The sequence below is a fragment of the Mycobacterium xenopi genome (genome assembly GCF_009936235.1).
Lineage (GTDB): Bacteria > Actinomycetota > Actinomycetes > Mycobacteriales > Mycobacteriaceae > Mycobacterium > Mycobacterium xenopi.
In genome coordinates this window covers 2,513,193-2,536,635 of sequence record NZ_AP022314.1, presented here as the reverse complement: position 1 = coordinate 2,536,635, position 23,443 = coordinate 2,513,193, and the positions used below count along the sequence as shown (strand labels likewise).

At 64.9% G+C, this 23,443-nt stretch carries 20 protein-coding genes and 2 pseudogenes; 11 read left to right on the top strand and 11 right to left on the bottom strand.

Annotated features, from left to right (window positions below; genetic code table 11):
* Positions 1 to 40: 40 nt before the first annotated feature.
* The 5 genes and pseudogenes from MYXE_RS11815 to istA form a co-directional block, all read right to left on the bottom strand.
* Positions 41 to 1,321 carry a glycosyltransferase 87 family protein gene (locus MYXE_RS11815; protein WP_139821194.1) on the bottom strand — a complete coding sequence of 427 codons (1,281 nt, stop codon included), beginning with the start codon at positions 1,319 to 1,321 and terminating at the stop codon, positions 41 to 43.
* Positions 1,322 to 1,433: 112 nt separating this feature from the next.
* Positions 1,434 to 1,877, bottom strand: a complete 444-nt coding sequence (locus MYXE_RS11810; RefSeq protein ID WP_085197553.1) for a DUF4262 domain-containing protein — start codon at positions 1,875 to 1,877, stop codon at positions 1,434 to 1,436.
* 35 nt (positions 1,878 to 1,912) lie between these two features.
* Positions 1,913 to 2,730, bottom strand: a pseudogene (locus tag MYXE_RS11805) (ATP-binding protein).
* 5 nt (positions 2,731 to 2,735) lie between these two features.
* Complete coding sequence (locus tag MYXE_RS25100) at positions 2,736 to 3,038, bottom strand: hypothetical protein (RefSeq protein ID WP_332101922.1); 303 nt, start codon at positions 3,036 to 3,038, stop codon at positions 2,736 to 2,738.
* Positions 2,981 to 4,291, bottom strand: a complete 1,311-nt coding sequence (gene istA, locus MYXE_RS11800) for an IS21 family transposase (RefSeq protein WP_332102248.1) — start codon at positions 4,289 to 4,291, stop codon at positions 2,981 to 2,983. The genes MYXE_RS25100 and istA overlap by 58 nt, the downstream gene beginning before the upstream one ends.
* A 639-nt stretch (positions 4,292 to 4,930) precedes the next feature.
* On the opposite strand from istA, the pseudogene MYXE_RS11795 reads away from it, so the two are divergent.
* Together MYXE_RS11795 and MYXE_RS11790 are read left to right on the top strand one after the other, a co-directional pair.
* A pseudogene (locus tag MYXE_RS11795) lies at positions 4,931 to 6,156 on the top strand (IS110 family RNA-guided transposase).
* A 114-nt stretch (positions 6,157 to 6,270) separates the two neighbouring features.
* Positions 6,271 to 7,002, top strand: a complete 732-nt coding sequence (locus MYXE_RS11790) for a M15 family metallopeptidase (RefSeq protein ID WP_085194361.1) — start codon at positions 6,271 to 6,273, stop codon at positions 7,000 to 7,002.
* A 75-nt stretch (positions 7,003 to 7,077) separates the two neighbouring features.
* Here the strand turns inward: MYXE_RS11790 and katG are convergent, their stop codons facing one another.
* Positions 7,078 to 9,201, bottom strand: a complete 2,124-nt coding sequence (gene katG, locus MYXE_RS11785; protein ID WP_232061599.1) for a catalase/peroxidase HPI — start codon at positions 9,199 to 9,201, stop codon at positions 7,078 to 7,080.
* A gap of 91 nt (positions 9,202 to 9,292) precedes the next feature.
* Complete coding sequence (locus tag MYXE_RS11780) at positions 9,293 to 9,715, bottom strand: Fur family transcriptional regulator (protein WP_039889845.1); 423 nt, start codon at positions 9,713 to 9,715, stop codon at positions 9,293 to 9,295.
* A 353-nt stretch (positions 9,716 to 10,068) separates the two neighbouring features.
* On the opposite strand from MYXE_RS11780, the gene MYXE_RS11775 reads away from it, so the two are divergent.
* The 7 genes from MYXE_RS11775 (at position 10,069) to MYXE_RS11745 (ending at position 15,619) form a co-directional block, all read left to right on the top strand.
* The gene (locus tag MYXE_RS11775) at positions 10,069 to 11,319 is read left to right on the top strand and encodes an acyltransferase family protein (RefSeq protein ID WP_003920134.1); all 1,251 of its coding nucleotides are present in this window, start codon (positions 10,069 to 10,071) and stop codon (positions 11,317 to 11,319) included.
* Between the two features lie 121 nt (positions 11,320 to 11,440).
* The gene (locus MYXE_RS11770; protein WP_003920135.1) at positions 11,441 to 12,133 is read left to right on the top strand and encodes an Rv0518 family GDSL lipase; all 693 of its coding nucleotides are present in this window, start codon (positions 11,441 to 11,443) and stop codon (positions 12,131 to 12,133) included.
* 197 nt (positions 12,134 to 12,330) lie between these two features.
* Positions 12,331 to 12,660, top strand: coding sequence for a hypothetical protein (locus MYXE_RS11765; protein WP_003920137.1), 330 nt, complete (start codon positions 12,331 to 12,333; stop codon positions 12,658 to 12,660).
* A gap of 12 nt (positions 12,661 to 12,672) precedes the next feature.
* Entirely contained in the window at positions 12,673 to 13,377 is a 705-nt protein-coding gene (locus tag MYXE_RS11760) for a nitroreductase family protein (RefSeq protein ID WP_085194357.1), read from the top strand.
* A 73-nt stretch (positions 13,378 to 13,450) separates the two neighbouring features.
* Positions 13,451 to 14,404 (top strand): NADP-dependent oxidoreductase, encoded by a 954-nt coding sequence (locus MYXE_RS11755; RefSeq protein ID WP_085194355.1) that lies wholly within the window; start codon positions 13,451 to 13,453, stop codon positions 14,402 to 14,404.
* Positions 14,394 to 14,930 carry a cupin domain-containing protein gene (locus tag MYXE_RS11750; RefSeq protein WP_085194353.1) on the top strand — a complete coding sequence of 179 codons (537 nt, stop codon included), beginning with the start codon at positions 14,394 to 14,396 and terminating at the stop codon, positions 14,928 to 14,930. Before MYXE_RS11755 ends, MYXE_RS11750 begins: the two co-directional genes overlap by 11 nt.
* 476 nt (positions 14,931 to 15,406) lie before the next feature.
* Entirely contained in the window at positions 15,407 to 15,619 is a 213-nt protein-coding gene (locus MYXE_RS11745; RefSeq protein ID WP_161552089.1) for a hypothetical protein, read from the top strand.
* Positions 15,620 to 15,652: 33 nt separating this feature from the next.
* Here the strand turns inward: MYXE_RS11745 and MYXE_RS11740 are convergent, their stop codons facing one another.
* Both MYXE_RS11740 and aceA read right to left on the bottom strand, forming a co-directional pair.
* Positions 15,653 to 17,335: a sulfatase-like hydrolase/transferase gene (locus MYXE_RS11740; protein WP_085194352.1), complete on the bottom strand. Its 1,683-nt coding sequence runs from the start codon at positions 17,333 to 17,335 to the stop codon at positions 15,653 to 15,655.
* Positions 17,336 to 17,397: 62 nt separating this feature from the next.
* The gene (gene aceA, locus MYXE_RS11735) at positions 17,398 to 19,689 is read right to left on the bottom strand and encodes an isocitrate lyase ICL2 (protein WP_085194350.1); all 2,292 of its coding nucleotides are present in this window, start codon (positions 19,687 to 19,689) and stop codon (positions 17,398 to 17,400) included.
* 89 nt (positions 19,690 to 19,778) lie between these two features.
* Here aceA and MYXE_RS11730 point away from each other — a divergent pair, with 89 nt between their 5' ends.
* Positions 19,779 to 20,798, top strand: a complete 1,020-nt coding sequence (locus MYXE_RS11730; RefSeq protein ID WP_003920144.1) for an NADP-dependent oxidoreductase — start codon at positions 19,779 to 19,781, stop codon at positions 20,796 to 20,798.
* A gap of 7 nt (positions 20,799 to 20,805) precedes the next feature.
* Here the strand turns inward: MYXE_RS11730 and MYXE_RS11725 are convergent, their stop codons facing one another.
* Complete coding sequence (locus MYXE_RS11725) at positions 20,806 to 21,480, bottom strand: hypothetical protein (protein ID WP_003920145.1); 675 nt, start codon at positions 21,478 to 21,480, stop codon at positions 20,806 to 20,808.
* 22 nt (positions 21,481 to 21,502) lie between these two features.
* Positions 21,503 to 21,856 (bottom strand): hypothetical protein, encoded by a 354-nt coding sequence (locus MYXE_RS11720; protein WP_003920146.1) that lies wholly within the window; start codon positions 21,854 to 21,856, stop codon positions 21,503 to 21,505.
* A 284-nt stretch (positions 21,857 to 22,140) separates the two neighbouring features.
* On the opposite strand from MYXE_RS11720, the gene MYXE_RS11715 reads away from it, so the two are divergent.
* Entirely contained in the window at positions 22,141 to 23,304 is a 1,164-nt protein-coding gene (locus MYXE_RS11715; protein WP_003920147.1) for an LLM class flavin-dependent oxidoreductase, read from the top strand.
* Positions 23,305 to 23,443 lie beyond the last annotated feature (139 nt).

Here is a 23,443-nt window from a genome sequence, read left to right as displayed (position 1 = left end):
ATGGTTGCGTCGGCTGACACCTTCTGCGGGCCCGGAGGCGTCACGACGCTTGTAGCGCAAGTTGTGGCTCGCGATCCGGACCCGGCTGGGAAACCCTCGCCGAGCGCCAAAGCCAGACGGCCGTGTAGGCCAGCACCGCCAGGAAGACCAGTACATAGCTGCCGGGGATGATGGCGTTCCACACCCCGCCGGGCCGCAGTGAGAGCACGCTTGCCTCGCGGATATCGCCTCCGGGTGCCGAGGTGAACCAGCCTGCAAGTAGCGCGCACAGCAACAACAGCGTCAGCGCCGAGTATCTGCTGCGCACGACGCAGGCCCGGTATCCGAGGTGAACCATCAACGGTGCGAACCACACCCAGTGATGGCTCCAACTGAACGGCGAGGCGGCGGCCGAGGCCATCCCCACCAGGGCGAGTCCCAGTACTGCATGGCCACGTCGGTACGCCATCACGGCGAGCGCGACAGCGACCGCAGCCAGCGCAGCCGACATACCGGTGCCCACCATGGCGGGGACATGGAGACGGTGCAGCAGGCCCTCCACGCTGGTGTTGGCAAACGGATCATGTGAAATCCGGCCAACGTCATGAAAGCCTCGGCGCAACCAGTAGTACTCGGAATCCTTTGGCAGAAAAGCGAATCCGATCACCACGGTGATAAGAAACGTTGCGGCAGCCATCAGTGCGGCACGCACGCGCCCAACCGCGGCCAAGTACACAATGAATAAGGCGGGCGTGAGCTTGATACCTGCCGCCAAGCCAACGCCAACTCCCGCCCACTTGCGCTGTGCTGGAGTTAGCAGATCGGCGACCACGATGGCGAGGATGGCAATGTTGATCTGTCCGAGCTGCAACGAGAGCCGAAACGGTTCCAACCAGGCGACCAGACCCACCAACAGCGCCGTGAGGGCCCACAACCCATCCGGCTGGGTAACTCGCAACGATGCCAGCATGCGCCACACCACATAGAAGACCAGGACGCACATAAGCACCAACCAGAGTGCCTGGGCGGAAACCTCGGCAATGAGCGCGAGCGGCAAAAAGCCCAGCGCGGCGAACGGCGGGTAGATGAACAGCAGCTCCTTGGAATTGCCGGTCAGTCCAATCGAATACAGGTCAAGCCCGTCTCGGACCCGCATCGCGCCGAAGCGGTACACCTGCAGGTCGACTTGTACGGCCAGCCGAGGCCAGTGCACATAAACGAGCGCATAGAGCATTAGCGCCCCGGCCAAGACCACGGGACCGCCGCAGCGAACCCAAACCGACACGCTTCGACCCGGGTCGACGGAGGTGTACAGCTCTTGTGGTGGTGCAGAAAAGCCCACGAGTCATTCAGGGTAGCGGCCGCCGCCCGAGCCGTGCCGCCGTGCCCCGGCCGGAGTACAGAGGCAACAAGCATTTGGCGCCGCTGTCAGCAGCACGTGCCCAGATCGCAGGTCAGCTCGATATGGTCCGCGCACCAAGCACCGGCTGGCTGCCGCGACCATCGTTGAACCCGGGACCCCACGGCCACCGACCCCGGCGGTCGGCCCAAACCAGCTGCAATGCCCTCAGCTCGTTACCGAATATCGCTGCGGCGCAGTTCATGTGCGCATCGGGGTGCTCCACTTCGACTACCTCGAGAAGCGGACCGGGGCGAATCTCGATCTGCACACCGGGCGCGGGTGGGCCTTCACGCACCGATCGCTCGCCAACGAGGTTTAACAACCGGACTGCTCGCTGCGGCGGCACGCCGGTCACCAACAACTCGGGCACGTCATGGCGAGTCAGACCGACCGTGTACGCATAGGGCACGCGAGCATCCTCGACATACTGCACCGCCCAGCCGTGCCTGAGCATCGTCTTGCGCACCTCCGCCAGATATTCCTGCATGGTTGTCATTTGCCACGAGGATGGGACCACCGGTTGGCCAGCAACTAGGGACCACCTGTTTGGCTCACTGGCGATGATCGGCGGTCGTTCGGCCTGGTGTCAACTGAGGGCTTTTGGCGGCGCCGGTAGGACTGTCCTTCGATGATGAGTTCATGCGCTGTTGAGGTGACCCTGTCGACAGCGGATTGGGCCAGCAGGGGGTCGGTCATGACGGCCAGCCATTCGTCAGGGCTGCGGTTGGAGGTCAGCACGGTGGAGCCTCGCTGGTGGCGGGCCACGACAAGCTCGTAGAAGTCGGCGGTCGCGGTAGCGTCCATCGGCTGCAGGGCGAAGTCGTCGATGATCAGCAGCCGGACTTGAGCCAGGCGGCGCATCTCGGCTTCGGTGCTGTTGTCGAGTCGGGATGCTTTGAGCCGCTTGAACATTGCATCAGCACGCAACATCAGGGTGGGGATGCGTCGCCGCACGGCGATGTGTCCGAGTGTGGTGGCCAGATGCGTTTTGCCTACCCCGACCGGTCCCAGCAGCAGAGCGCCGTGGGGGCCGTCGAGAAACCGCAGGCTGGTCAAGTCGGTCCACAGGGTGCGGTCGTAGCTGACGGCGGCCGAATCGTCCCAGGAATCCAGGCGCATGGTCGCATCCAGGCCGCCTCGCGGGCGCGGCGGGCGGCTGAGCTGTTGTCGCGGCGGGTGGCCTCATCGGCGAGGATCAGCTCCAAAAAAGCCGCGTGTGACAGGTGCCGCTGGTGAGCCAAGGTGAGCCGCTCGGGCAGGGTGTCGAGCATCCGCCCAAGTTTGAGTTGGCGCATCACTCGCTTGAGGTCAGTCGAGATCGGGTCGGTGACAACAGGTTTGGTCGCCATGCCGATCACAGCCCCTGGGTTGCGTTGCGACCGGTGGGGGTGGCGCCGCCGTCGATGACGCTCATCCAGTCGGGCCGCTGCCTGCCTTGGCTGCGGTATTCACCCGGGTCGCGGGCAAACCGGGCCGGAGCCAGCCCGGTGGCCGCCCGCGGCGCCTCGGCTGGGGTGTTCTCGGTGGCCTTGTGCAGCATCGCGGCGATCTTGGACACCGAGACCACATCGAGCTCCAATGCCCGCCCGCAGGCGGTGTTCACCGGGGCCGCGCCGTAGCGTTTGACCAGCCCCAACAACCGGTACACCTGGCGCATGCGTGTCCACGGCAGCTGGTGATCGAGCAGACGTTCGGCGTAGATGCCGATATCAGCCCCGTGGCGGCCGCGGTGGCGATCAGCCGGGTCAGGTCCCGCATCGCGTAGCCGGTCTTGTCAGCGGGCAGATCAGCCGGGTCGGTGCAACGTCCGCCGGCGGGCTGGCGGGGATGAGTCTTGACCAGCTTTCCGCCGTGGAACGCCTTGACCAACTCGCCGTCGGCGCGCACCGAAACGGTCTGCCCGCGAAGGTGTTCGGGGATTGAATACAATGCCCGATCGACTTGAATGTGGTAGTCGCGGTGCACCTTGGCTTCAGCGTAGATCGGCACCTGGTAGACCGCTGCTGGGGCGGGCAGCAGCAGTGCGGCCTCGCGCTCGGCGAACACCACCGCCGGGCGTTGACAGGTGGTGCCGTGGATGCGCTGGCCGGCCTTGCCGGCACACCACACCTGGGCTCGGGCCTGAGCGTCGGCGAGGTCGGCGAAGTCTTCGCCGGCGAAGAAGTTGCCCCGCACGTACTGGACCATACGTTCCACCCGCGGCTTGTCCTGGGGGTGACGAACCCGGGCCGGATCGGTGAAGAATCCACGGACCTGCGAGTACTCCGTCCAACCCACACTGAACTGCGGATCGGTCGAATCTGCCTTGGGCACAATCGGTGTCATGTTATCAGGGATCAACACCTTGAAGACACCGCCAAAGAACTGCCAGGCCGCCTCGCAGCCGGCGACAATCGCCTCCAGCGTCTGGTTAAACGTCAGCCACACGAACATGTGCCTCGAATACACCGCGGTGAAGATCAGCGCGTGCACCACTCGGTTGCGCCCCGATTCGGCATCAAAGATCTTGCCCATCCGGCCGAAGTCGATCTGGCACTCCACGCCGGGCTCACCATCGACCACCGGCACCGTGCCAGCGCTGCGACGGCCCCGGTACTCGGTGCACTGCGTGCAGTACCGGTGCAACGTCCGCTGGGGCACCGCCGTGCCGCGCCGCTCCAACAGGTCACAGATCTTGACCACCGTCAGGCCCTCTTCCACCCACTTGACGATCTGATCGTGATTGGCGCGCAACACTTCCCACACTTGGCCGTGGCCATCCGGCCGGTCCGGCCGCACCGCCTCGATCACCGCGCCGATCAGCTCATCGGTGAGCTGATCAAGAGCACCACCGCGGTCCAACCCGGCCAGCGCCGCCGCATTCGTATAGCTGCGTGCGGTCTTACGATCCACCCCGGCCAACGCAGCCACCCGGCGCAAGCCGCCCCGACATCCACACCCGCAACAACTCACGTACCTCGATCACCGAAACCTCCCGATACATTCAGCGGACCTCCTTCACATCGATCGACATGAAGTGATCCGACCCAGTAATCGAGCGACCCCGGACGTACGACACGCCGGTGGTCCCATCACTGGCAAACGGGTGGTCCCATGCGACTGGCTAAACCCCGCTCAAGGTGGTCCCATCATCGTGGCGGTCGACACATGGTGCTACCCGGGTGGTCGCACATCCAGCACATTTGGAACGTCTCCTAATCGGTTGGTAGGGATGGGTTAGCGGTCGGAGGACCAGGATCTGTTCCTGACGAGGTCTGCCGCCGGGTGACGCCTGGTGTCTCCCGTCGTTCGACGACTTGCGAGAGAACGGCGCGCCTGGCGGTAGATCACGCGCCGTGGTGGTGAGATTCCGTTGCCCGAGCCCGCTGCGGGGTTGACTTCCCGAATATTGTTCCCGAGCCTTGAGCTCTTCGAAAGAACGAGGTCTTGCGGTGGGCTGGAGTCATGGACGGCTACTGAGATGACGGACCGTCGAGTCCTGCGATTAGGGCGCCGCACAACTCCCCCGGGGACAACAGAATCACCGATTTCAGGAGGGATGCCTTGGCGCTGTTTTGTGGAATTGATTGGGCTACTGATCACCACGATGTCGCGGTCGTCGATGACGACGGGCGTGTGGTGGCGCGCGGACGGGTCGGCAATGACGCGGCGGCTTTGCGCAGCTGTTGATGCTGCTGGCTGAGGCCGGTGACACCGCTACCCAGCCGATGCCGGTGGGCATCGAAACCGACCGTGGGTTGTGGGTGGCCGCCCTGCGGGAGACCGGGCGGGTGCTTTATCCGATCAACCCGCTGGCGGCCTCGCGGTATCGCGCACGGTATGGGGTGTCGGGGGCCAAATCGGATGCCACCGATGCGGTGCTGCTGGCTAACATCGTGCGCACCGATGCCCGCGCGCATCGGCCGCTGCCAGCCGACACCGGCCTGGCGCAGGCCATCCGGGTGCTGGCCCGAGCTCAGCAAGACGCGGTGTGGTCGCGCCAACAGATCGGCAACCAAATCCGTGATCTGCTGGGCGACTTCTATCCGGCCGCCCTTATCGCCTTTGCCGAGCTGCCCAGCGGGGGTTTGGCCCGCGCCGATGCCCGGGCCATCCTGGCCGCCGCACCGACTCCTACGCAGGCCGCCAAGCTGAGCCCGGCACGGCTGCGCAAGCTGCTGATCAAGGCCGGCCGCCGTCGTGACCTGGATCGTGATGTCGAGCGGCTGCGCCAGATTTTCACCGACACCTACCTGCACCAGCCGCCAGTGGTGGAAAACGCGATGGGGATCCAGCTGGATGCGCTGCTGCGTCAGTTTGACGCCGCCTGTGCGGCGGCCGACGAGTTGGCCGAGGCGGCGAGCGCCCATTTTGAGCTGCACCCGGACGCCGCGATCATCACCAGCTTTCCCGGGCTGGGGAACCTCACCGGTGCCCGGGTGCTGGCCGAGATCGGCGACGACCGGTCCCGTTTCGCCGATGCCCGTGGCTTGAAAGCCTTCGCCGGATCGGCCCCGATCACCCGCGCCAGCGGCAAGAAAACCGTGGTGCTGCATCGGCATATCAAAAACCGGCGCCTGGCCGCTGTGGGTTCGATCTGGGCGCTGGCGTCGTTGCGCAGCTCGCCTGGTGCACGTCGCCACTTCGATGCCCGCCGCGCGGCCGGAGACTGGAACCGCCAAGCCCAACGGCACTTGTTCAACAAGTTTCTCGGCCAGCTTCATCACTGCCTGCAAACCGGCCAACTCTACGACGAACACCGGGCGTTTCCACCTCCTCTCCCACATGCGGCTTGACTTTCAACTTCCTGAGATGTCTCTCGTCGTGCTTGCCGCAACCATGCACCCGCGGTCTGACACGTCGGCCTCGCAACATGAATCCGCTAGCGTTGACGCTGCGTGGACACGTCAATGGATCCACATCGTGACGACGGGGGCCGATCGCGCTTCACCAGGCGGAGGATCGCCGTACTGGTGGTGTTGACCGCGGCCGGCGTGGCTTTGCCGTGCTGCGCCAACGCGCCAGCGCCGTCCGCAGCGTCGTCGCCGGCTCCTGCAGCGTCTATCGGCGCGCCGAGAGCACCCGCCGGGCCGACGATAAGCCCGGTCACCGCCGCCGAGCTGGGTGCCAGCTGGCGGCCTGGATGCCCCGTTGAACCGGGGCAGTTGCGGCGGGTCGAGGTCGAACACATCGGTGTGGACCTCCAGGCGCACCGCGGCCAGCTGATCGTGAACGAAGACCTAGTGGCCGAGGTGATCGCGATTTTCGAGCAGCTGTATCAGCTGCACTATCCGATCGCAAAGATCCGCACCGTCGACCACTATCCGGCAGCGGCCGACGAATTGTCGATGGAGGACAACAACACGTCGGCCTACAACTGCCGGGCTATCCCGGGAAGCGGCCAGTGGTCGCAGCACGCCTACGGGCGAGCCGTGGACCTCAACCCGCTGTTCAACCCGTCCATCGACGCCGAGGGCGCGTTCGAACCGAAGAACGCCGCGGCTTACCTGGACCGCAGCCGGACCGATCCCGGAATCCTGCACGACGGGGACCCGGCCGTGCGGGTGTTCACCGATCGGGGCTGGCGATGGGGCGGTCACTGGACATCGCCCGTCGACTACCAGCACTTCGAGCGGCCGTAGTCACCTGCGAAACCGACGAGCACGGCGGCGCCCCGCAAGCCTTGGCGAGCTCGCGAGGCGCCGACCATCACGGCGTCAGCGACGCAGATCGAACCGGTCGAGGTTCATCACCTTGACCCACGCAGCGACGAAGTCCTGGACGAACTTCTCCTGCGCGTCGTCGGCCGCATACACCTCGGCCAGGCCGCGCAACACCGAGTTCGAACCGAACACGAGGTCAACGGCGGTGGCCGTCCACTTGAGCCGGCCGGTGGCGCGATCACGAACCTCGTAGACGTTTTCCGTCGACTCGGACACCTTCCACTCGTTGTCCATGTCGCAGAGGTTGACGAAGAAGTCGTTGGTCAACGTCTCGGGCCGATCGGTGAACACCCCGTGCTTGGTTTGACCGTAGTTGGCGCCCAGGGCCCGCATGCCGCCGACCAGGACCGTCATTTCCGGAGCAGTCAGGTTCAACATGTATGCGCGGTCCACCAACAGGTGCTCGGGCGAGGCTTTTTCGCCGGCCCGCAGGTAGTTGCGGAACCCGTCGGCCTTGGGTTCGAGCACCGAGAAGGACTCCACGTCGGTCATCTCCTGCGTGGCGTCGGTGCGCCCCGGCGCGAACGGGACCGTGATGTCGAACCCGGCCTTCTTCGCCGCCTGCTCGACCGCTGCGCAGCCGCCCAGCACGATCACGTCAGCCAGCGAGACCTTCTTGTTGCCGGACTGCGAGTTGTTGAAGTCCTGCTGGACCTTCTCCAGTACCGGCAACACCTTGGCCAGTTCAGGCGGGTTGTTGACTTCCCAATCCTTTTGCGGTGCAAGGCGGATTCGCGCCCCGTTGGCACCGCCGCGCTTGTCGGTGCCGCGGAAGCTGGCCGCCGAAGCCCACGCGGTGGTGACCAGCTGGGGTATCGACAATCCCGATTGCAGGAGCTTGGCCTTGAGCGCGGCGATGTCCGCCTCATCGATCAGCTCGTGGTCGACCTGGGGTACGGGGTCTTGCCACAGCTGCGGTTCTGGAACCCACGGGCCCAGGTAGCGCGAGATGGGTCCCATGTCGCGGTGCAACAACTTGTACCACGCCTTGGCGAACTCCTCCTCAAGCTCCTCGGGGTGATCGAGCCAGCGGCGGGTGATCTTGCCGTAGATCGGGTCCATCCGCAGGGAGAGGTCCGTCACCAGCATTGTCGGCAGGCGCTTCGCCGAAGGATCGAAGGGATCCGGCACCACCGGCTCGGCGTTCTTTGCCACGTATTGCCACGCACCCGCCGGGCTCTTGGTCAGTTCCCACTCGTACTTGTACAGCGTCTCCAGGTAGCTGTTATCCCACTTGGTGGGTGTGGGCGTCCAGACCACCTCGATGCCGCTGGTGATCGCGTCTTTGCCGACACCGGTGCCGTAGGCGCTCTTCCAGCCCAGGCCTTGCTGCTCGATCGGCGCGGCCTCGGGCTCCGGGCCGACGAGGTCAGCCGGACCGGCGCCGTGGGTCTTGCCCACCGTGTGGCCGCCGACAATCAGCGCAGCGGTCTCGACATCGTTCATCGCCATCCGGCGGAAGGTCTCCCGGATGTCGATCGCCGCGGCGAGCGGATCGGGCTTGCCGTTGGGTCCCTCGGGGTTCACGTAGATCAGGCCCATCTGAACGTTGGCAAGCGGCTCCGCCAGGTTGCGCTCGCCGCTGTAACGCTCGTCGCCGAGCCAGGTGTCCTCAGGACCCCAGAAGATCTCCTCGGGTTCGTAGATGTCCTCGCGCCCGAACGCGAAGCCGAAGGTCTTGAATCCCATGGATTCGTAGGCAACGTTGCCGGCGAAGATGATCAGATCGGCCCAGGAGATCTTCTTGCCGTACTTCTTCTTCACAGGCCAGAGCAACCGGCGCGCCTTGTCGAGGCTGGCGTTGTCGGGCCAGCTGTTGAGGGGAGCGAAGCGCTGTGCGCCTTCGCCGCCGCCGCCACGGCCGTCGTGGATGCGGTAGGTGCCGGCGGCATGCCAGCTCATCCGGATGAACAGCGGCCCGTAGTGGCCGTAGTCGGCGGGCCACCAGGGCTGCGACGTGGTCATCACCTCGATGAGGTCGCGCTTGAGCGCTTCGACGTCGAGTTTTTTGAACTCCTCCGCATAGTTGAAACCCTCACCCATCGGGTTGGCCTGAGGCGCGTGCTTCTTCAGAACCGACAGGTCTGGCTGGTTCGGCCACCAGTCTCGGTTCGTCATCGGCCGATGGGCCGTTGGGGTGGGAGCCTCGATTACCGGGTTTTCGCTTTCGGACACTTGGTCCTTCCTTTCAGGGGTAGGTGACAAGGGATCAGGGCGTCGAACAGTCGGGACACAGGCCCCAGTAGATGACCTCGGCCTCGTCGAGCTCAAAGCCGTTGTCCTCCGACGGGGTCAGGCACGGTGCCTCACCGACGGCGCAGTCGACGTCTGCGATGGCCCCGCAGGACCGGCAGACAACATGGTGGTGGTTGTCGGCGACGCGCGATTCGTAGCGCGCAACGAGGCCGGACGGCTGGATTCGCCGTACCAGACCCACCCGTGTCAGCGCATGCAGCACGTCGTACACGGCCTGGCGGGAGACCCTCGGCAAGCCGGAACGCACGACTTCGAAAATTGTTTCGGTGTCGGCATGCGGATGCGCCTCGACCGCCTCGAGCACGGCGACTCGGGGGCGCGTCACGCGTAGATCGGCCATACGCAGCTTCTCTGCGTAGTCCGGCCTCGAGGACACATAGAAAATATGACTCCTTTTCTGGAATCAGTCAATAGTTTGCCGCTGGGCCGCAAGGCGCGGGCGATGGAGCAGTCCGGGCCTGTCGTGATATGCCGGCGCTGCGCCAACATATGGCGAAACATGCACTGGCACACGGTAATCCACACCTGTTCAAGTATGGATCGGCGGTCAGGCGCGCTGGCCGGCACCGTGCCGAGACATGGCTTTCTGGAGAAGCCACACCGCTCCCTTCCACGGCATCCGCCCGGTCACGCTGTTAGTCTGCTTAGGCTGCCGGCGCCACGTCGCGCGGATACTGACCGCCCGGCCAGCGAACAAGTAGGCGAACGAAACAGCAGAGTCCATACGGAATGAGCATCGTGCGCAGCGGAGAGATCAAGGCCCTGACAGGACTGCGCATCGTCGCCGCGGTATGGGTGGTGTTGTTTCACTTCCGGCCGATGTTGGGTGACGCGTCGCCCGAATTCCGCGACGCGCTTGCGCCAGTGCTGAACTGCGGCGCACAGGGCGTGGACCTGTTCTTCATCCTCAGCGGATTCGTGCTGACCTGGAACTACCTCGAGCGCATGGGCCGGACCTGGTCGGCCCGTGCGACCGCGCATTTCTTGTGGCTGCGGCTGGCCAGAGTGTGGCCGATCTATCTGGTCACGTTGCACCTGGCAGCGCTGTGGGTGATTTTCACGCTGCACGTTGGCCATGTGCCCTCGCCGGATGCGGGTCAGCTCACCGCGACCAGCTATGTACGCCAGATCCTGCTGGTGCAACTGTGGTTTCAGCCGTTCTTCGACGGTTCAAGCTGGGACGGGCCGGCTTGGTCGATCAGCGCGGAATGGCTGGCCTATCTGCTGTTCGGCGGGCTCGTGCTGGCGATCTTCCGGATGAAGCACGCCACCAGGGCGCGCAGCCTTATTTGGCTGGCCATCGCCGCATCGCTGCCGCCGGTCGTTCTGCTGCTGGCCAGTGGGCAGTTCTACACACCGTGGAGCTGGCTGCCGCGCATCGTCACGCAGTTCACCGCGGGCGCGCTGGCCTGTGCCGCCGTGCGCAGGTTGCGGCTCACCGACCGTGCACGCCGCGCCGCGGGGTATCTGTCGGTGCTGCTTATCGTTGCCCTCGTCGGTATCCTCTACCTGCTTGACGCACATCCGATCACGGGCGTCCAAGACAGTGGCGGGGTGGTCGACGTGCTGTTCGTTCCGTTGGTGATCACATTGGCCATCGGGGTGGGCAGCCTGCCGCGCCTGCTGTCGACCCGGCTGATGGTTTACGGCGGGCAGATCTCGTTTTGCCTGTATATGGTGCACGAGCTGGTGCACACGGCCTGGGGATGGGCTGCCGAACAGTTCGAGCTCCCACTGCAGAGCTTCCCGTGGAAATGGAACGTCGTCGGTCTGCTCGTGATCGCGGTCGGGGTCGCAATCATGCTGTATCACGTCGTCGAAGAACCCGCCCGTCAGTGGATGCGCAGGATGGTCGACGTCAGGGATACCAGCCCGAAGCCGCAGATCGACCGGTTGTGGGATCCGGTGAGCACTGAGCTCGAACCCATCGACGAGGTCCTGGCAGCGCAAAAGGCGGCGGTTTCTGCGCGAGCCGTCTGACGGTTGCGTGGGCCGGCCAATTATGCTGTGCCGGGCGATGTCTCAGCTAGAGTCGTAGCGCGTTTTCGGTGCGCCGAGCAAGTCGTGCTCGCCGCCCATCGCATGGGCAGTGGAGGTAGCAGTGAGTCGGGTGGCCACGTTCGTCATCTGCCTCACCGTGGTAATGGTTGCGGTCGTCGAGCATGCAACGCCCACGTGGCGCTACGAGATGGTGGGCCGTAGTTCACCGCCAAACCACGTCGCGGTTGTCGGCGACTCGTATACCGCCGGCACCGATGAGGGTGGCCTGGGGGCGAAATGCTGGACGGCTCTGACCTGGCAGACACTGTCGCACCAGGGGGTGCAGGTTGTGGCCGACGTGGCAGCCGAGGGCCGCGCCGGCTACGCCGTTCCAGGGGACCACGGCAGCGTTTTCGTGGATTTGACCGCGCGGGCTGTCAAGCCTGACGACGTGTTGGTGGTGTTCTTCGGCTCCCGCAACGACCAAGGCGTCGACGCGGGTCTGCTGGCCGAAATGGCCCGCAACGCCTTCGATCTGGCACGCCGCATCACGCCAGCCGCAAGGCTCCTGGTGATCGGGCCGCCGTGGCCGACCGCGGATGTACCCGAATCCGTGCTGCAGGTCCGCGACATCCTCAACGCCACCGCCCACGGTGCCGGAGCAGCGTTCGTCGACCCGATCGCCGACCGCTGGTTCGTTGACCGACCGGACCTGATCGGGCCCGACGGTGTGCATCCCAACGACGCCGGGCACGCATACCTGGCCGACAAGATTGCGCCGATCATCGGCGCCCAATTGCCGAGGCGACGCTGACACCGCATAACTGAAAGTCTCGGGCTCAGGGCGACGATCGCCACCGCGGAGTGTCGCATTGGGCTTGGCCACCACGTGTCGGTGCGGCCGTATCAGCCACCGTGTCCGTTTTTGGGGGAAGCACGACTCGAATAGCAACGGTCGGATGGCCCGGGAACACCCAAACTAGGTAGTGGACCACTCGAGGAGCCGACATCATGGCCATCCGGTCGATCGACATCATCGCCGATATCGCCATACCTGACATCGCGCTGGCGCGGAAGATCAACCAGTTCGCACGAGACGCCGAAGACTACTTGCTGTTCGACTGTTCCCGCAGGGTGTTCCGGTTGGGCGCCGTGCGGGGCCGCTCGCCGCGGACTGCAACCACATCTCAGGCTTGGCACCCGGGGCTGCCGCCGCTGCAATCTGCGGTTCGAGGTACACAGCGAACCGTCAACACCGACATAGGTCAGCATTTCGACCCCACCTTCGTTCGACGATTTCGTCGACATCATCCTCGGCGGCGCGTTGCCCGAATAGCGTGAAGGAGCAGGCAAATGGATATCTACGAAGCGCTTTACACCACAAAGATGATGCGGCGATTGCGGCCGGATCCAATTCCGCTGGACACGCAGGCCCGCATCCTCGATGCGGCGGTTCGCGCCCCTAACGGAGGCAACACACAACGCTGGCACTTTGTCGCTGTTGACGATCCTCAACTCAAGCGTGAGTTCGCCCAGCTGTTCCGGCGGGCCCGCGCCCTTGAATACGAAAAGTTCCAGACGGGAACGGGACCGATGGTCGCGCCAGCGCCCGATGCGGACCCCGCCGCGCACGCCGAAACGATGCGCCGAATCAAAGGCGCGGGAGATTACCTGGCTGACCATTTCGAAGAAATCCCCCTGTTGCTTTTCGTCTTCGCCATCGATGACCTTGGCGGCGCCAACATCTATCCGGCGATCTGGAGCGCGCTGCTCGCTGCGCGTGCCGAGGGCGTCGGCGGCGTCATGACGATGGTTCTCCGCAATTTCACGGACAGCGTGAACGAGTTGCTGGGCGTGCCCGTCGAGGAAGGCTGGACGATGTCGGCCATGCTGGCCCTCGGCTACCCGCGGGGCAAGTGGGGCGTTGCAGCCAATCGCCGTCCCGTACACGATGTTTCATCCCGAAACCGCTGGGGTGTGCCGTTCGGTGTGGAGGTACCGCAGCCGTTGTGGCCGCCTGAGCGCGACATGGCGACCGGGCTGACGGCACTGCGATGAACCCGCGGCACACCGGACTCAGGCAGGAAGTGTCGCACATTGTCGTCGACGTCGGAACGACACCGAGGCTGTGATGCACGCTCTGCGCGCCCATGCTCGCGGCGGACCCGAGGTACTGGTTTACGAACAGGCCCCCACACCAGCACTCGCTGACAGCGACATCCTGGTGGAGGTGCACGCCGCGGCCATCACATTCGACGAACTCACCTGGGCGGAGACATGGACCCGCGGTGGAGTCGACCGGACGCCCGTCATTCCGTCTCACGAATTCTCCGGCAGAGTTGTCGAAATCGGGCGCGCTGTAACGGAATTCGCTATCGGAGACGAGGTGTACGGAATTGTCCCATTCGACCGGGACGGCGCCGCCGCTGAATACGTGGCCGTACCCGCCGACCATAGCGGCGCCAAGCCAATATCACTGTCCCACATCGAAGCAGCGGCGCTGCCGCTTCCCGCCTTGACCGCCCAACAGGCGCTGTTCGACCACGCCCACCTATCGATCGGCGAACGTGTTCTGGTCCACGGCGGCGCCGGAGGGGTCGGCGGCTACGTCGTCCAGATGGCCGCTGCGGCCGGTGCACATGTCACCGCCACTACCCGTGGCGGCGTCGAGTACGTCAAAGCGCTTGGCGCCAGTGACGTGATCGACATCCGCAACGACGACTTTTCGACTCGCGCAGCTACATTCGATGTTGTCCTCGACACTGTCAGCGGTGACACGCTCGACCGCTCCTATGGTCTTCTGCGCCCGGGCGGGCGGCTCATCACCTTGCAAACACCACCAGACCAGCAGCGGGCGGCGCGGCTGGGGATTACCGCGATTTTCTTCATCGTCACCACCGACAGGCCCGCGCTGACTAACCTGGCCGCGCTTGTCGACAGCAACGCCTTGCGCGTCACCATCGCGGCGACGTTTCCGCTGAGCCAAGGAGCCGTTGCATATGCCAGCGGTGCCCGCGCCGGCCGCCGACCAGGAAAGACAGTGCTCGTCGTCCAACAGCAAGGAGGTATTTCCGATGGCAGATGAGCGCGAAGCCCAGCTCGCGGTCGTGCAACCGGGCGAGGGTGATGCTGTGGCGATCCCGGGTTTTGGGGCAGTGTTCAAGCTGTCCAGCCGTACCACCGCAGGTGAGGTGGCCATCGTCGAGCATCCTTTCGCAGTCGGCTTTGTCACTGCGCCACACATGCACACCCGTGAGGACGAGCACTCGATCGTGCTGGCAGGCGAAATCGGTTTCCGCTCCGACGACTCCGAAGTCGTCCTGGGTCCAGGCGGCTACATCACCAAACCGCGCGGCCAGATGCACGCGATGTGGAACGCCGGCAGTGAACCGGGCCGCATCGTCGAGGTCATCACCCCGGGTGGGTTCGAGAACTATTTCCATGAACTGAGCGAATTGCTCGTTTCCCACACCGGCGACCCGGATGCCCCCACGCTTCACCAGTCACCCGAATTCGCCGAATTAGCACAGAAATACGGCCTGACCTACGGAACGCCGGAGTGGCTCGACGACGTCGTGCACAGATACGGACTCAAACCACCCAGCCACTAACGTCGCCGGCGCATCCTCCGGATGTGACGTCATCACCCGGTCGGGAGTTCCACCTGCGAAAAAGTCTGCACCACAAGGCCAGAGGCACCTTTTCACAGTCATATATCGTCTGAATCGTTGCAGCAGGTCACGCTGCAGCTGTGCACCATAGCTGGCACAACGCCCGGCCGGCAGCATTGGGTTTTGCGTTTGCGAATCACGGGTACGCAAGAGCGGGTTTGAAACCCTTGAAACGACATAGTGGGACCTCCCGGAGGAGAGTGAAGGTCTGATGAAAACCCAACCGCGAATCGCGATCGTGCTAGCCGGCGGCGCGGCCGTGCTTTCTTTGGCAGTCGGCTGCGGCGGCGGCGGCAAAGCTGGACAGACAACCACCACCACGACCACCACTACGACCACGACCACCAGCGTCAGCCCGGCGCCATCGACACCGCCGCCGCCCGGCGGCCCCACAGGCGGCGGAGGACCCGGCGCCGGTGGCGGCGCAATACCGGGTGGTCCCACCGGGGGCGGTGGCCCCGCTGGTGGCGGTGGCAGCATTCCTGGCGGGCCGACCGGTGGCGGCGGGCCCGGTGGTGGCGGCGGTCAGATCCCCGGCGTCGGCGGCGGCGGGGGAGGCCCCGGCGGTGGCGGCGGATGCATCAACGGGGTCGGTTGCGCTGGCTGGCCGTGATCGCGCGGTGAGGTAGACGTCCACCCGTCGAGGAACAATACAGCTGCGGTCAGCCCCCGCGACGGGCGACCAGCCGGCGCATGTCGGCGAGGCCTTGCTGTTGAGCGTCGTCGAGGAAGGCTGGCAGCGGAGCTCGCACCTCGGCGAGCACCTTGTGGTCGAGGAGCTCCTGCAGTCCGGCCTCCTTGGGGTTGCGGTCAGCCTGGTTGTCGACCTCCTGGGCTCCCAAACGTGTTGAGTAGTCGTAGAATTCACGCTCAATCGGCCGCGACGTGTCGACGTCCATGCCACCGGGCTTCCAGTACGAGTAGGTGGCGAGCTTGGCGTCATGGGTCCGCACCGCCAGGATGTGGCTCGGCGCGGAGGTGGGGATATCGGTCGGCAGCTCGGACGGTCCGAAAACCCCACGGGTGTTTGGCGACTTCAACAACGTCGTCATTTCTTCCACCGACATGTCGTCAGTGACGTGCGCAATCCACGGGCGGCCATGTGCCGCAGGGTTTTTCGCGATGGCCGCGAGGTCCGCGCGGTCAGCCAAGTAGGCATAGCGGGGCTCGGCGCGCCACCCGTTTCCGCCATAGCCGATGCTCAACAGCAGCGGCGCCAAGTCGACACTGGACGTGAGCTGGGTGCGGGTGTCTCCGGGTTTGGGCGTCAGCCGTCCGCGGGGGTCGCGGAGATAGAGCGGTACCCGGATCGCCTCCTCGTAGGCGGCCGCTCCCTTACCGCGCAGGCCGTGTGAGCCGGCGTATTCACCGTGATCAGACGTGAACACGACGACGGTGTTGCGGTCGATCTCGGGATGTGCGACCAGTTTGTCGATCACCCGCCCGATCTGTGTGTCCACTTGCTGTTGCAGCCACAAATACATGTCCAGGCAGCGAGCCCACTGGCGCCCAACATCTGGTCCGGAGTATGACAGCCTGCCCGTCAACAGCGGGGACATGAAGTTCAGGTAGTCGATCTGCAGTTGTGGCTTACCGCGCCGACGCAGATCCTCGGGTGTCTCGAAGTTGACCGGTGCTGCGGTGAACCAGTGCGGAACATCCTCGGGCAAAGGGTTTTTCGGCCACCAACAAATATCGTGCGGATTGACCAGCGAGACGGTCGTGCACCAAGGCCCCTTGCCGGCGTTGTCGTCGAACCATTCGCAGAACTGGTCGACGATACTGGGGTCTTTCCGCAACCCTTGGTTGGGCGAGCCGTTGGGCGACGGAAATGTGCCACCGGAAAAACCGTGTGCCTCAAGACCTTCAGGCGTTGTGTCGCCCGGGTGCCCGAGATGCCACTTGCCCCACCACCAGGTGTGGTACCCCTGCTGGCGCAGCATCGTGCCCCATGTCGGGAACTTCGGCGCCAGACTCGACTCGCTGGGCCCTTCTCCGGTGAATAAGCACCCGGTTTGGTGTGAGTACAAGCCCGTAGTCATCACACCGCGCGACGGCGTGCACATGTTGGACGCGGTGTAATGGGACTCGAATGAGACGCTGCTCATCTGTAGTCGACCGATATTGGGCAGCAGGGTGATCAGCTGGTGATGTTCTGGAAACCACTGGGGCCCACGCATTTGATCGACAACGATCACCAGGATGTTGGGTTTGTTGCCGCCGGCCACCGCGGAATCGCTTGGACCCGGCTTGCGCAAGAACCCGCAGCCACCAAGCCCGACCGCGGCAGCACCCGCCGTGATCCCGGCGCCGGCCAGCACTGCCCGCCGATTAATCACACCCAAACTCCAACGCGATGCGCTTACCCGCGTGCCATTCCAGCAGGCGGATCACTGTGTGGCACGAACTAGCCTTCCTTGCGGATCAACCGCCACAGCGCCTTGCGGTCGGGCGCCAACAGCTCTTGGATGCGCGGGTGGTTTACGTCGGCCACGATGATCTCGCCGACCTCCTGGTGGACGTCGCGGAAGATGCCGTGCGACTTCATCTTTTCGGTCTGGTAGAGGTTGTCCTCGGTCGGGGTGACGTAGTGGACCGCGTCGGCCTTGAACCGGTGCACCAGCCACAGGTGGATCAGCGTCATCAGGCGCTTCTGCCGCAGTCTTTCTTCGAACGTGTTCTGGTCGCGCACCGTGAGGATGGTGCTTTCGCGGCGGTCTTGGAACGGCGCGAAGATCACGTTGGCCAATTCCTCGTCGCCCTCACCGAAGATGCCGAGCTCGAGCAGCTCAGAACCGGCGCGGTGCGGTCGCAGTTGCACACGGAGCTTTTCGCCGAGCTGGTAGTGCTCGCTCCACATCGCCAGCCAGTCCTCGAGCAGCTTCTTGGGCACCTCGGTCTGCACCAGATGCTGGTGCTGCGTCGAACCCTTACCCATGGCCTTGGTGGTGGCCGTGCGTCCCGAGGATGCCAGCAGCGCGGCGTCACTGCGGGGGCCGCCGACCAGAGTTTGCGGCGTTCGGTAGGGCGACTCAACCAGACGCAGCTGGCGCTGCAGCCGAGCCAGCGCCAGCATGCCGTCCTGCTTGAGGGCGGTGGCGAACTCCTCGGCGGCGATGCCGTCGATCTGGTGCCCGCCGTAGGTGATGAAGTTGAAGACGAAGCCCATCTTGCCGAGCTCCTCGGGGAAGCGGCGCATCTCGTCGTCGCTCATCCCGGTGGTATCCCAGTTGAACGACGGGGAAAGGTTGTAGGCCAGCATCTTGTCGGGATACTTGGCGTGAATCGCTTCCGCGAATTGCCGAGCATCGGCCAGATCGGCTGTCTTGGTCTCCATCCACAGCAGGTCGGCGAACGGCGCCGCGGCCAGGGACTTGGCGATGGCATAGGGGATGCCGCCGCGAACCTGGTAGTAGCCCTCCGGGGTCTTCGCCAGCTCACAGTCCCAGGGGGCGACGACACCCAATTCCTTGGCCTTCTCCCGGGCAGCGTAAAGCGGCGCGCCCTTGGCGAACTCGCGCCATTCCGCCGAGCTCATATCGCGCGGCTCCCCCTCGCTCTCGGCGAATTCGAGCAGGTCCGCGACCGCGTCACCGTAGGTCTCCAGCCCGGCGTCCGCCTCCCACGCATCGACGAACCGCGCTTCGACCTTGTCGAAGAGAGCGTCGATGGATTGCTGTCCGTTCTGTTGCCAGGCCGCTGCTGCTTCGGCGACCAGGTCCAGGAGACCTTGGCGCTCAAGCCAGGCGTCCGCCGCCGCGTACTCGCCGTCGGGCAGCGCATAAAGGAAATGGCCGTTCAGTTCCTTGACGCCCAGATCGTAGAAACGCCGCATCAGCGCCAGCCAACACGCTTTGTACGACGGAATTTTGAGGTTCGTCGCGCCGAGCAGGAACGGCTGGTCGCGTTCGTCGGCGCGGCTGTCGATCAGGTTGCCCGCCTCGGCATCGGTGCGCGCGACGATGATGCCGGGGACGCCCATCACGTCGAGCTGGAAGCGTGCGGCGTTGAGGCGCTTGATCTGCTCGTCGGACGGCACCAAAACCTTGCCGCCCTGATGGCCGCACTTTTTGGTGCCGGGACGCTGGTCCTCGATGTGGTAACCGGGCACTCCCGCCTCGACGAAGCGGCGGATCAGATTGCGCACGTGCGGGTCACCGCCATGACCAGTGTCGGCGTCGGCGATGATGAACGGCCGGAAATCGACCGGGGGTGTTGCCGCCCGCTGCTCGTCGGTCATGCGCAGGCGCAGGAACTGCTGGTTGCGGTCGGCGGTGAGCAGCGCGCGGACCAGCCCGGCGGCCTCGTCGGGCACCTGGCTCAACGGGTAGCTCGCGAGGTCGGGACCCGGGTCTTCGCTGCTGGAGCCCTTCGCGGAAGTCGCCCAACCGCCGAGATAGATGGCCTCGATGCCCATCCGCTTGATGGTCACCGCCTGCCCCGGCGAATATGGCCCGAATGTCGTGATGCTCTTGCCCTGGGCGAACAACTCGCGAAGGCGAGCGTAGAACGCCACCGCCGCCTCTCGTGCCACCGGGTAGTCGGTGGGGATCGTGCCCCGCTGCTCGACGACTTGGCGAGCCGAGTAGAGGCGAATGATTCCGTCGAACCGGGGACTGTCGAAGTACCGCTGCACCGCGGCGACTTCCTGCTCGAACGGTGTGCGGGCTTCGGCGTCCGCTTCGATGGTGGTGGCCATGGGTTTTACGCTCCTGTCCAGCGCGGTTTCCCCGACGATGCGAGTCTATCCTGCACCGCATCGGTCACCGGCTTCGGTAGTTTCGCATCGTGGCCGAGCTCATGAACCGCCAGATCCTGCTACGCCGCCGCCCGACCGGGCTGCTCCAGCCTGGGGACACGGAGTTGGTCACCTCGCCCGCGCCGCAGCCCGCCGAGGGCGAAGCGTTGCTGCGCAACACCTACATCGGCATCGACGCCGCGGTCCGCACCTGGCTCAACGACCAGCCCGGCTACCTGCCGCCCGTGCAATTGGGCGAGGTGATCCGGGCGGCCGGGATCGGTGAAGTGGTGGCGTCGCGATGCGACGCCTACGCGGTCGGGGACGTGGTCACCACACTGTCGGGCTTCCAGGAGTACGTGATCATCCGCGACGACGTGTTCAGCACACCCATCCCAGATGCGACCGACCAGGTGGCGGTGATGTCGGTCTACGGTCCGACCGGAGCCACCGCGTACTTCGGAATGACCGGCATCGGCAAACCCCGGCCCGGGGACACGGTGGTGGTCTCCGCCGCCGCGGGTGCGACCGGGTCGGTCGCCGGGCAGATCGCCAAGATCGCCGGCGCGCGGGTGGTCGGCATCGCGGGCGGGCCGGAGAAGTGCCGAATCGTGGTGGAGGAGTTCGGTTTTGACGCGTGTATCGATTACAAACAAGGCAATTTGGCGGACGCGCTCAGCCAGCATTGCCCGCGCGGCGTCGACGTCTACTTCGACAATGTCGGCGGCCCTATCCTCGACGCGGTGCTGGGTCGCTTGGCGCACAAGGCACGGGTGGTGCTGTGCGGAGTCATCTCCAGCTACCTGACCGGCGAGCACCCAGGTCCGGCCAACTACGTAAATCTGTTGTCCAAAACCGCGCTCATGCAGGGCTTCAACGCGCTGGAGATGTGGGACCGATTCGACGAGGCGTTCACGGACCTGCGCCGCTGGGAGCAAGACGGCAAACTCGTGCATCGCGAGACCATCTTCGAAGGCGTCGAGTCATGCGTCGACGCACTCAACGGGCTGTTCACCGGCGTGAATATCGGAAAAATGCTGGTCAAAGTCGGTGAGCCCACGCCGGTCTAAGCCGCGGCTATCCGTCGATCGCACCGGAAATCCCGCGCTCGAGGGTTGCCTGCGTCGCGGAGGGCAACACAATCAGGCCGTCGAGTTCTTTGCGGGCAAGGTCGTACGCATGCTGACGTTCGTGGGCGGTGGCGGCGGGGTCTGACGCTACCCGCATCAGACTGCGAGCACGCGCGATCCGATGCTGCCCTTCTTGCGTGAAGTCGTTGCGGCGCCGCCGGATAGCCTCCGCCTCTGCGGCGGTGAATGCAGTCACGTAGTCTTCGACGGCGGCAAAATACTGTGCGGCGGCTTCGCGGTCGTCGAGAAGGTCCTCGGCTTTGGTCGGACGCAAGAAATCCGCCCTCAGCTTGGCCTTGTGGAAGGCGATCGTAAGCGGGTCACGCATGTCGGTCATCAACGGAAAGTCCAGCAGCTTAGCGACGTCGAGCTCGTACTCCAGCCAGCGCGCATCGGTTCGACGGTGCTCTTCGACGACGCGTTTGATCGACCTCCACTGGGCGGCCTGGTTGCCGCCGGCACGTCCCACGGACCCCGCATCCGGGCGGTCGACCCGATCACGCCCGGCGGAGTCCACCCGTCGCTGCTGGGTGGCCAGGAACGCTTTGACCCCGGCGACGATCATGCCGGCGAGCGGCAGCAGCACGAGCAGAAGCTCGGCCAGCCGGAACAGCACGCCCATATGGCGAGGATGCCACCGTCGGTCAAATCCAGACATAAAGCCGCGGGCCGGCAGGGCCGCGACGCGGCGCCTCCCGCGGAAAGGAAACCGGAGCCTCGAATCCGGCGAGCTTTACGGTGATCGCCGCTGAATCGGCGGAAATGGCCTCGATCGTGCCGATGTCGTACCTGTGCTCACTGTCCCACTTGATGGTGACGCGCTGTCCGAGATGGTGCGCTGACAGGTCCTCGGGCGCGACTTCGGTCGGTTGGGGTGGCAACGCCGGGGGCGCGGCAGTCATGTCGCGCAGCGAGGCCTGACCTGAATCCGCCGACCAGGCTCGATCATCGCCGAAGTACTGCGAGTCGTCGCTGCTGCGCTCGACGCGATGCAGCACCGATCTCGTTCTCTCCGGGGCGGGGGCATCGTCGACCCAGAGCTTCCACCCCGGAGGAGGCGGTGGCCATGACGGATCCGGGGACCAGTCAGGGGGCGGCACCCAACCCTCGGGCGGCTTGGGCCAGTTCGGGGGAGGGTTGTAGCGCATCAGCAGTCACCGCTCCAAGTCGTAAATCCGGAACTAACCCACGATATCTCCGCTCTGGCGCAACACCTCTTTCCTGTCCTCGGACCGGCGCAAAGGTTTAAAGTTCGGGCAACTCGATTCAGAAGGGGACCTCGATGGCCAAGCTCCGGTTCGGATATTTCATGGCACCGTTTCACCGCGCGGGCACCAATCCGACGCTGGCACTGCAACGTGACCTGGAGTTCGTCGAACACATCGACGCGCTGGGCTTCGACGAGGTGTGGTTCGGTGAGCATCACTCCGCGGGCAGCGAGATCATCAGTTCACCGGAGATCTTCATCGCCGCTGCTGCGCAACGAACCAAGCGGATCCGCCTGGGCACCGGGGTTATCTCGCTCGCCTACCACAACCCGCTGTGGGTTGCCGATCGGCTGGTGCTGCTCGACCACCTCACGTACGGGCGGGTGCTCGGCGGGGTGGGACCGGGCTCGTTACCCACCGATTCCGCGATGATCGGACTGACCCCCACCGACACCCGCGAGCTTCTCGAAACCAACCTCGACATTCTGGTCCGGCTACTCGCCGGCGAGACCGTGACCGCCAAGACTGCCACACATGAGTTGTTCGACGCCCGGTTGCAGCTCGCGCCGTATTCCGAAGGGGGGATTCCTCTGGCGGTGGCGGCGGTCGCCTCGCCGACGGGCGCCAGGCTGGCCGGCAAACACGGGATCGGGCTGCTGTCTATCGGGGCGACCCTGACCACCGAAGGCTTCGACGCGCTCGCCTACCACTGGGGCATCGTCGAGGAGCGCGCCGCGGCCTTCGGCAAACAAGTCGACCGCAAGGACTGGCGGCTGGTCGGGCCGTTCCATATCGCGGAGACCGACGAGCAGGCCCGTGCAGATGTGAAATTCGGGATCGAGCCGTGGTTCCACTACTTCCAAAAGGTGGCCGCATTCCCGCAGATGACCATGCCAGGGGATCGGCTCGACGAGATGATCGACATCATCAACAACGCGGGAGCTGGTGTGATCGGGACACCGGAGCGGGCGCGCGCACAGGTGCAGCGGCTGTGGGATCAGTCCGGCGGATTCGGGTGCATGCTGCAAATGGCCCACGAATGGGCGAATCCGGCGGCGACGAAACGCTCCGCCGAACTGTTCGCCGCCGAGGTGATGCCACACTTCCAGGGGCAGGCGCAGCCGACGCTCGACGCCGCGGCGCGGGCCAGTGACGTGCGAGAAGACCTCGCGCAGACCCAGCTGCAAGCTATCGATCACATGACGAAGAAGTACCAAGATGAAGTTGGTCCCAAATGAACGACTTTCAACGCGGGAGTGTGATCCTCAGAACGTCCCAGCAGTGACCGGATCGCAGCTTAGAGTGATCACCTATGGCGACTCCGTCCAACCTGTGGGGTGACGAATGGAGGAAGCTGCCGCATCGCGCACAGGTGGG

Bases quoted from the DNA above. Each gene is read 5' to 3' on its own strand.
- MYXE_RS11810 (WP_085197553.1), bottom strand. From the start codon at position 1,877: ATGACAACCATGCAGGAATATCTGGCGGAGGTGCGCAAGACGATGCTC.
- MYXE_RS25100 (WP_332101922.1), bottom strand. From the start codon at position 3,038: ATGCGCCAGGTGTACCGGTTGTTGGGGCTGGTCAAACGCTACGGCGCG.
- MYXE_RS11790 (WP_085194361.1), top strand. From the start codon at position 6,271: ATGGATCCACATCGTGACGACGGGGGCCGATCGCGCTTCACCAGGCGG.
- katG (WP_232061599.1), bottom strand. From the start codon at position 9,201: ATGACGAACCGAGACTGGTGGCCGAACCAGCCAGACCTGTCGGTTCTG.
- MYXE_RS11775 (WP_003920134.1), top strand. From the start codon at position 10,069: ATGAGCATCGTGCGCAGCGGAGAGATCAAGGCCCTGACAGGACTGCGC.
- MYXE_RS11765 (WP_003920137.1), top strand. From the start codon at position 12,331: ATGGCCATCCGGTCGATCGACATCATCGCCGATATCGCCATACCTGAC.
- MYXE_RS11760 (WP_085194357.1), top strand. From the start codon at position 12,673: ATGGATATCTACGAAGCGCTTTACACCACAAAGATGATGCGGCGATTG.
- MYXE_RS11755 (WP_085194355.1), top strand. From the start codon at position 13,451: ATGCACGCTCTGCGCGCCCATGCTCGCGGCGGACCCGAGGTACTGGTT.
- MYXE_RS11750 (WP_085194353.1), top strand. From the start codon at position 14,394: ATGGCAGATGAGCGCGAAGCCCAGCTCGCGGTCGTGCAACCGGGCGAG.
- aceA (WP_085194350.1), bottom strand. From the start codon at position 19,689: ATGGCCACCACCATCGAAGCGGACGCCGAAGCCCGCACACCGTTCGAG.
- MYXE_RS11725 (WP_003920145.1), bottom strand. From the start codon at position 21,480: ATGGGCGTGCTGTTCCGGCTGGCCGAGCTTCTGCTCGTGCTGCTGCCG.
- MYXE_RS11715 (WP_003920147.1), top strand. From the start codon at position 22,141: ATGGCCAAGCTCCGGTTCGGATATTTCATGGCACCGTTTCACCGCGCG.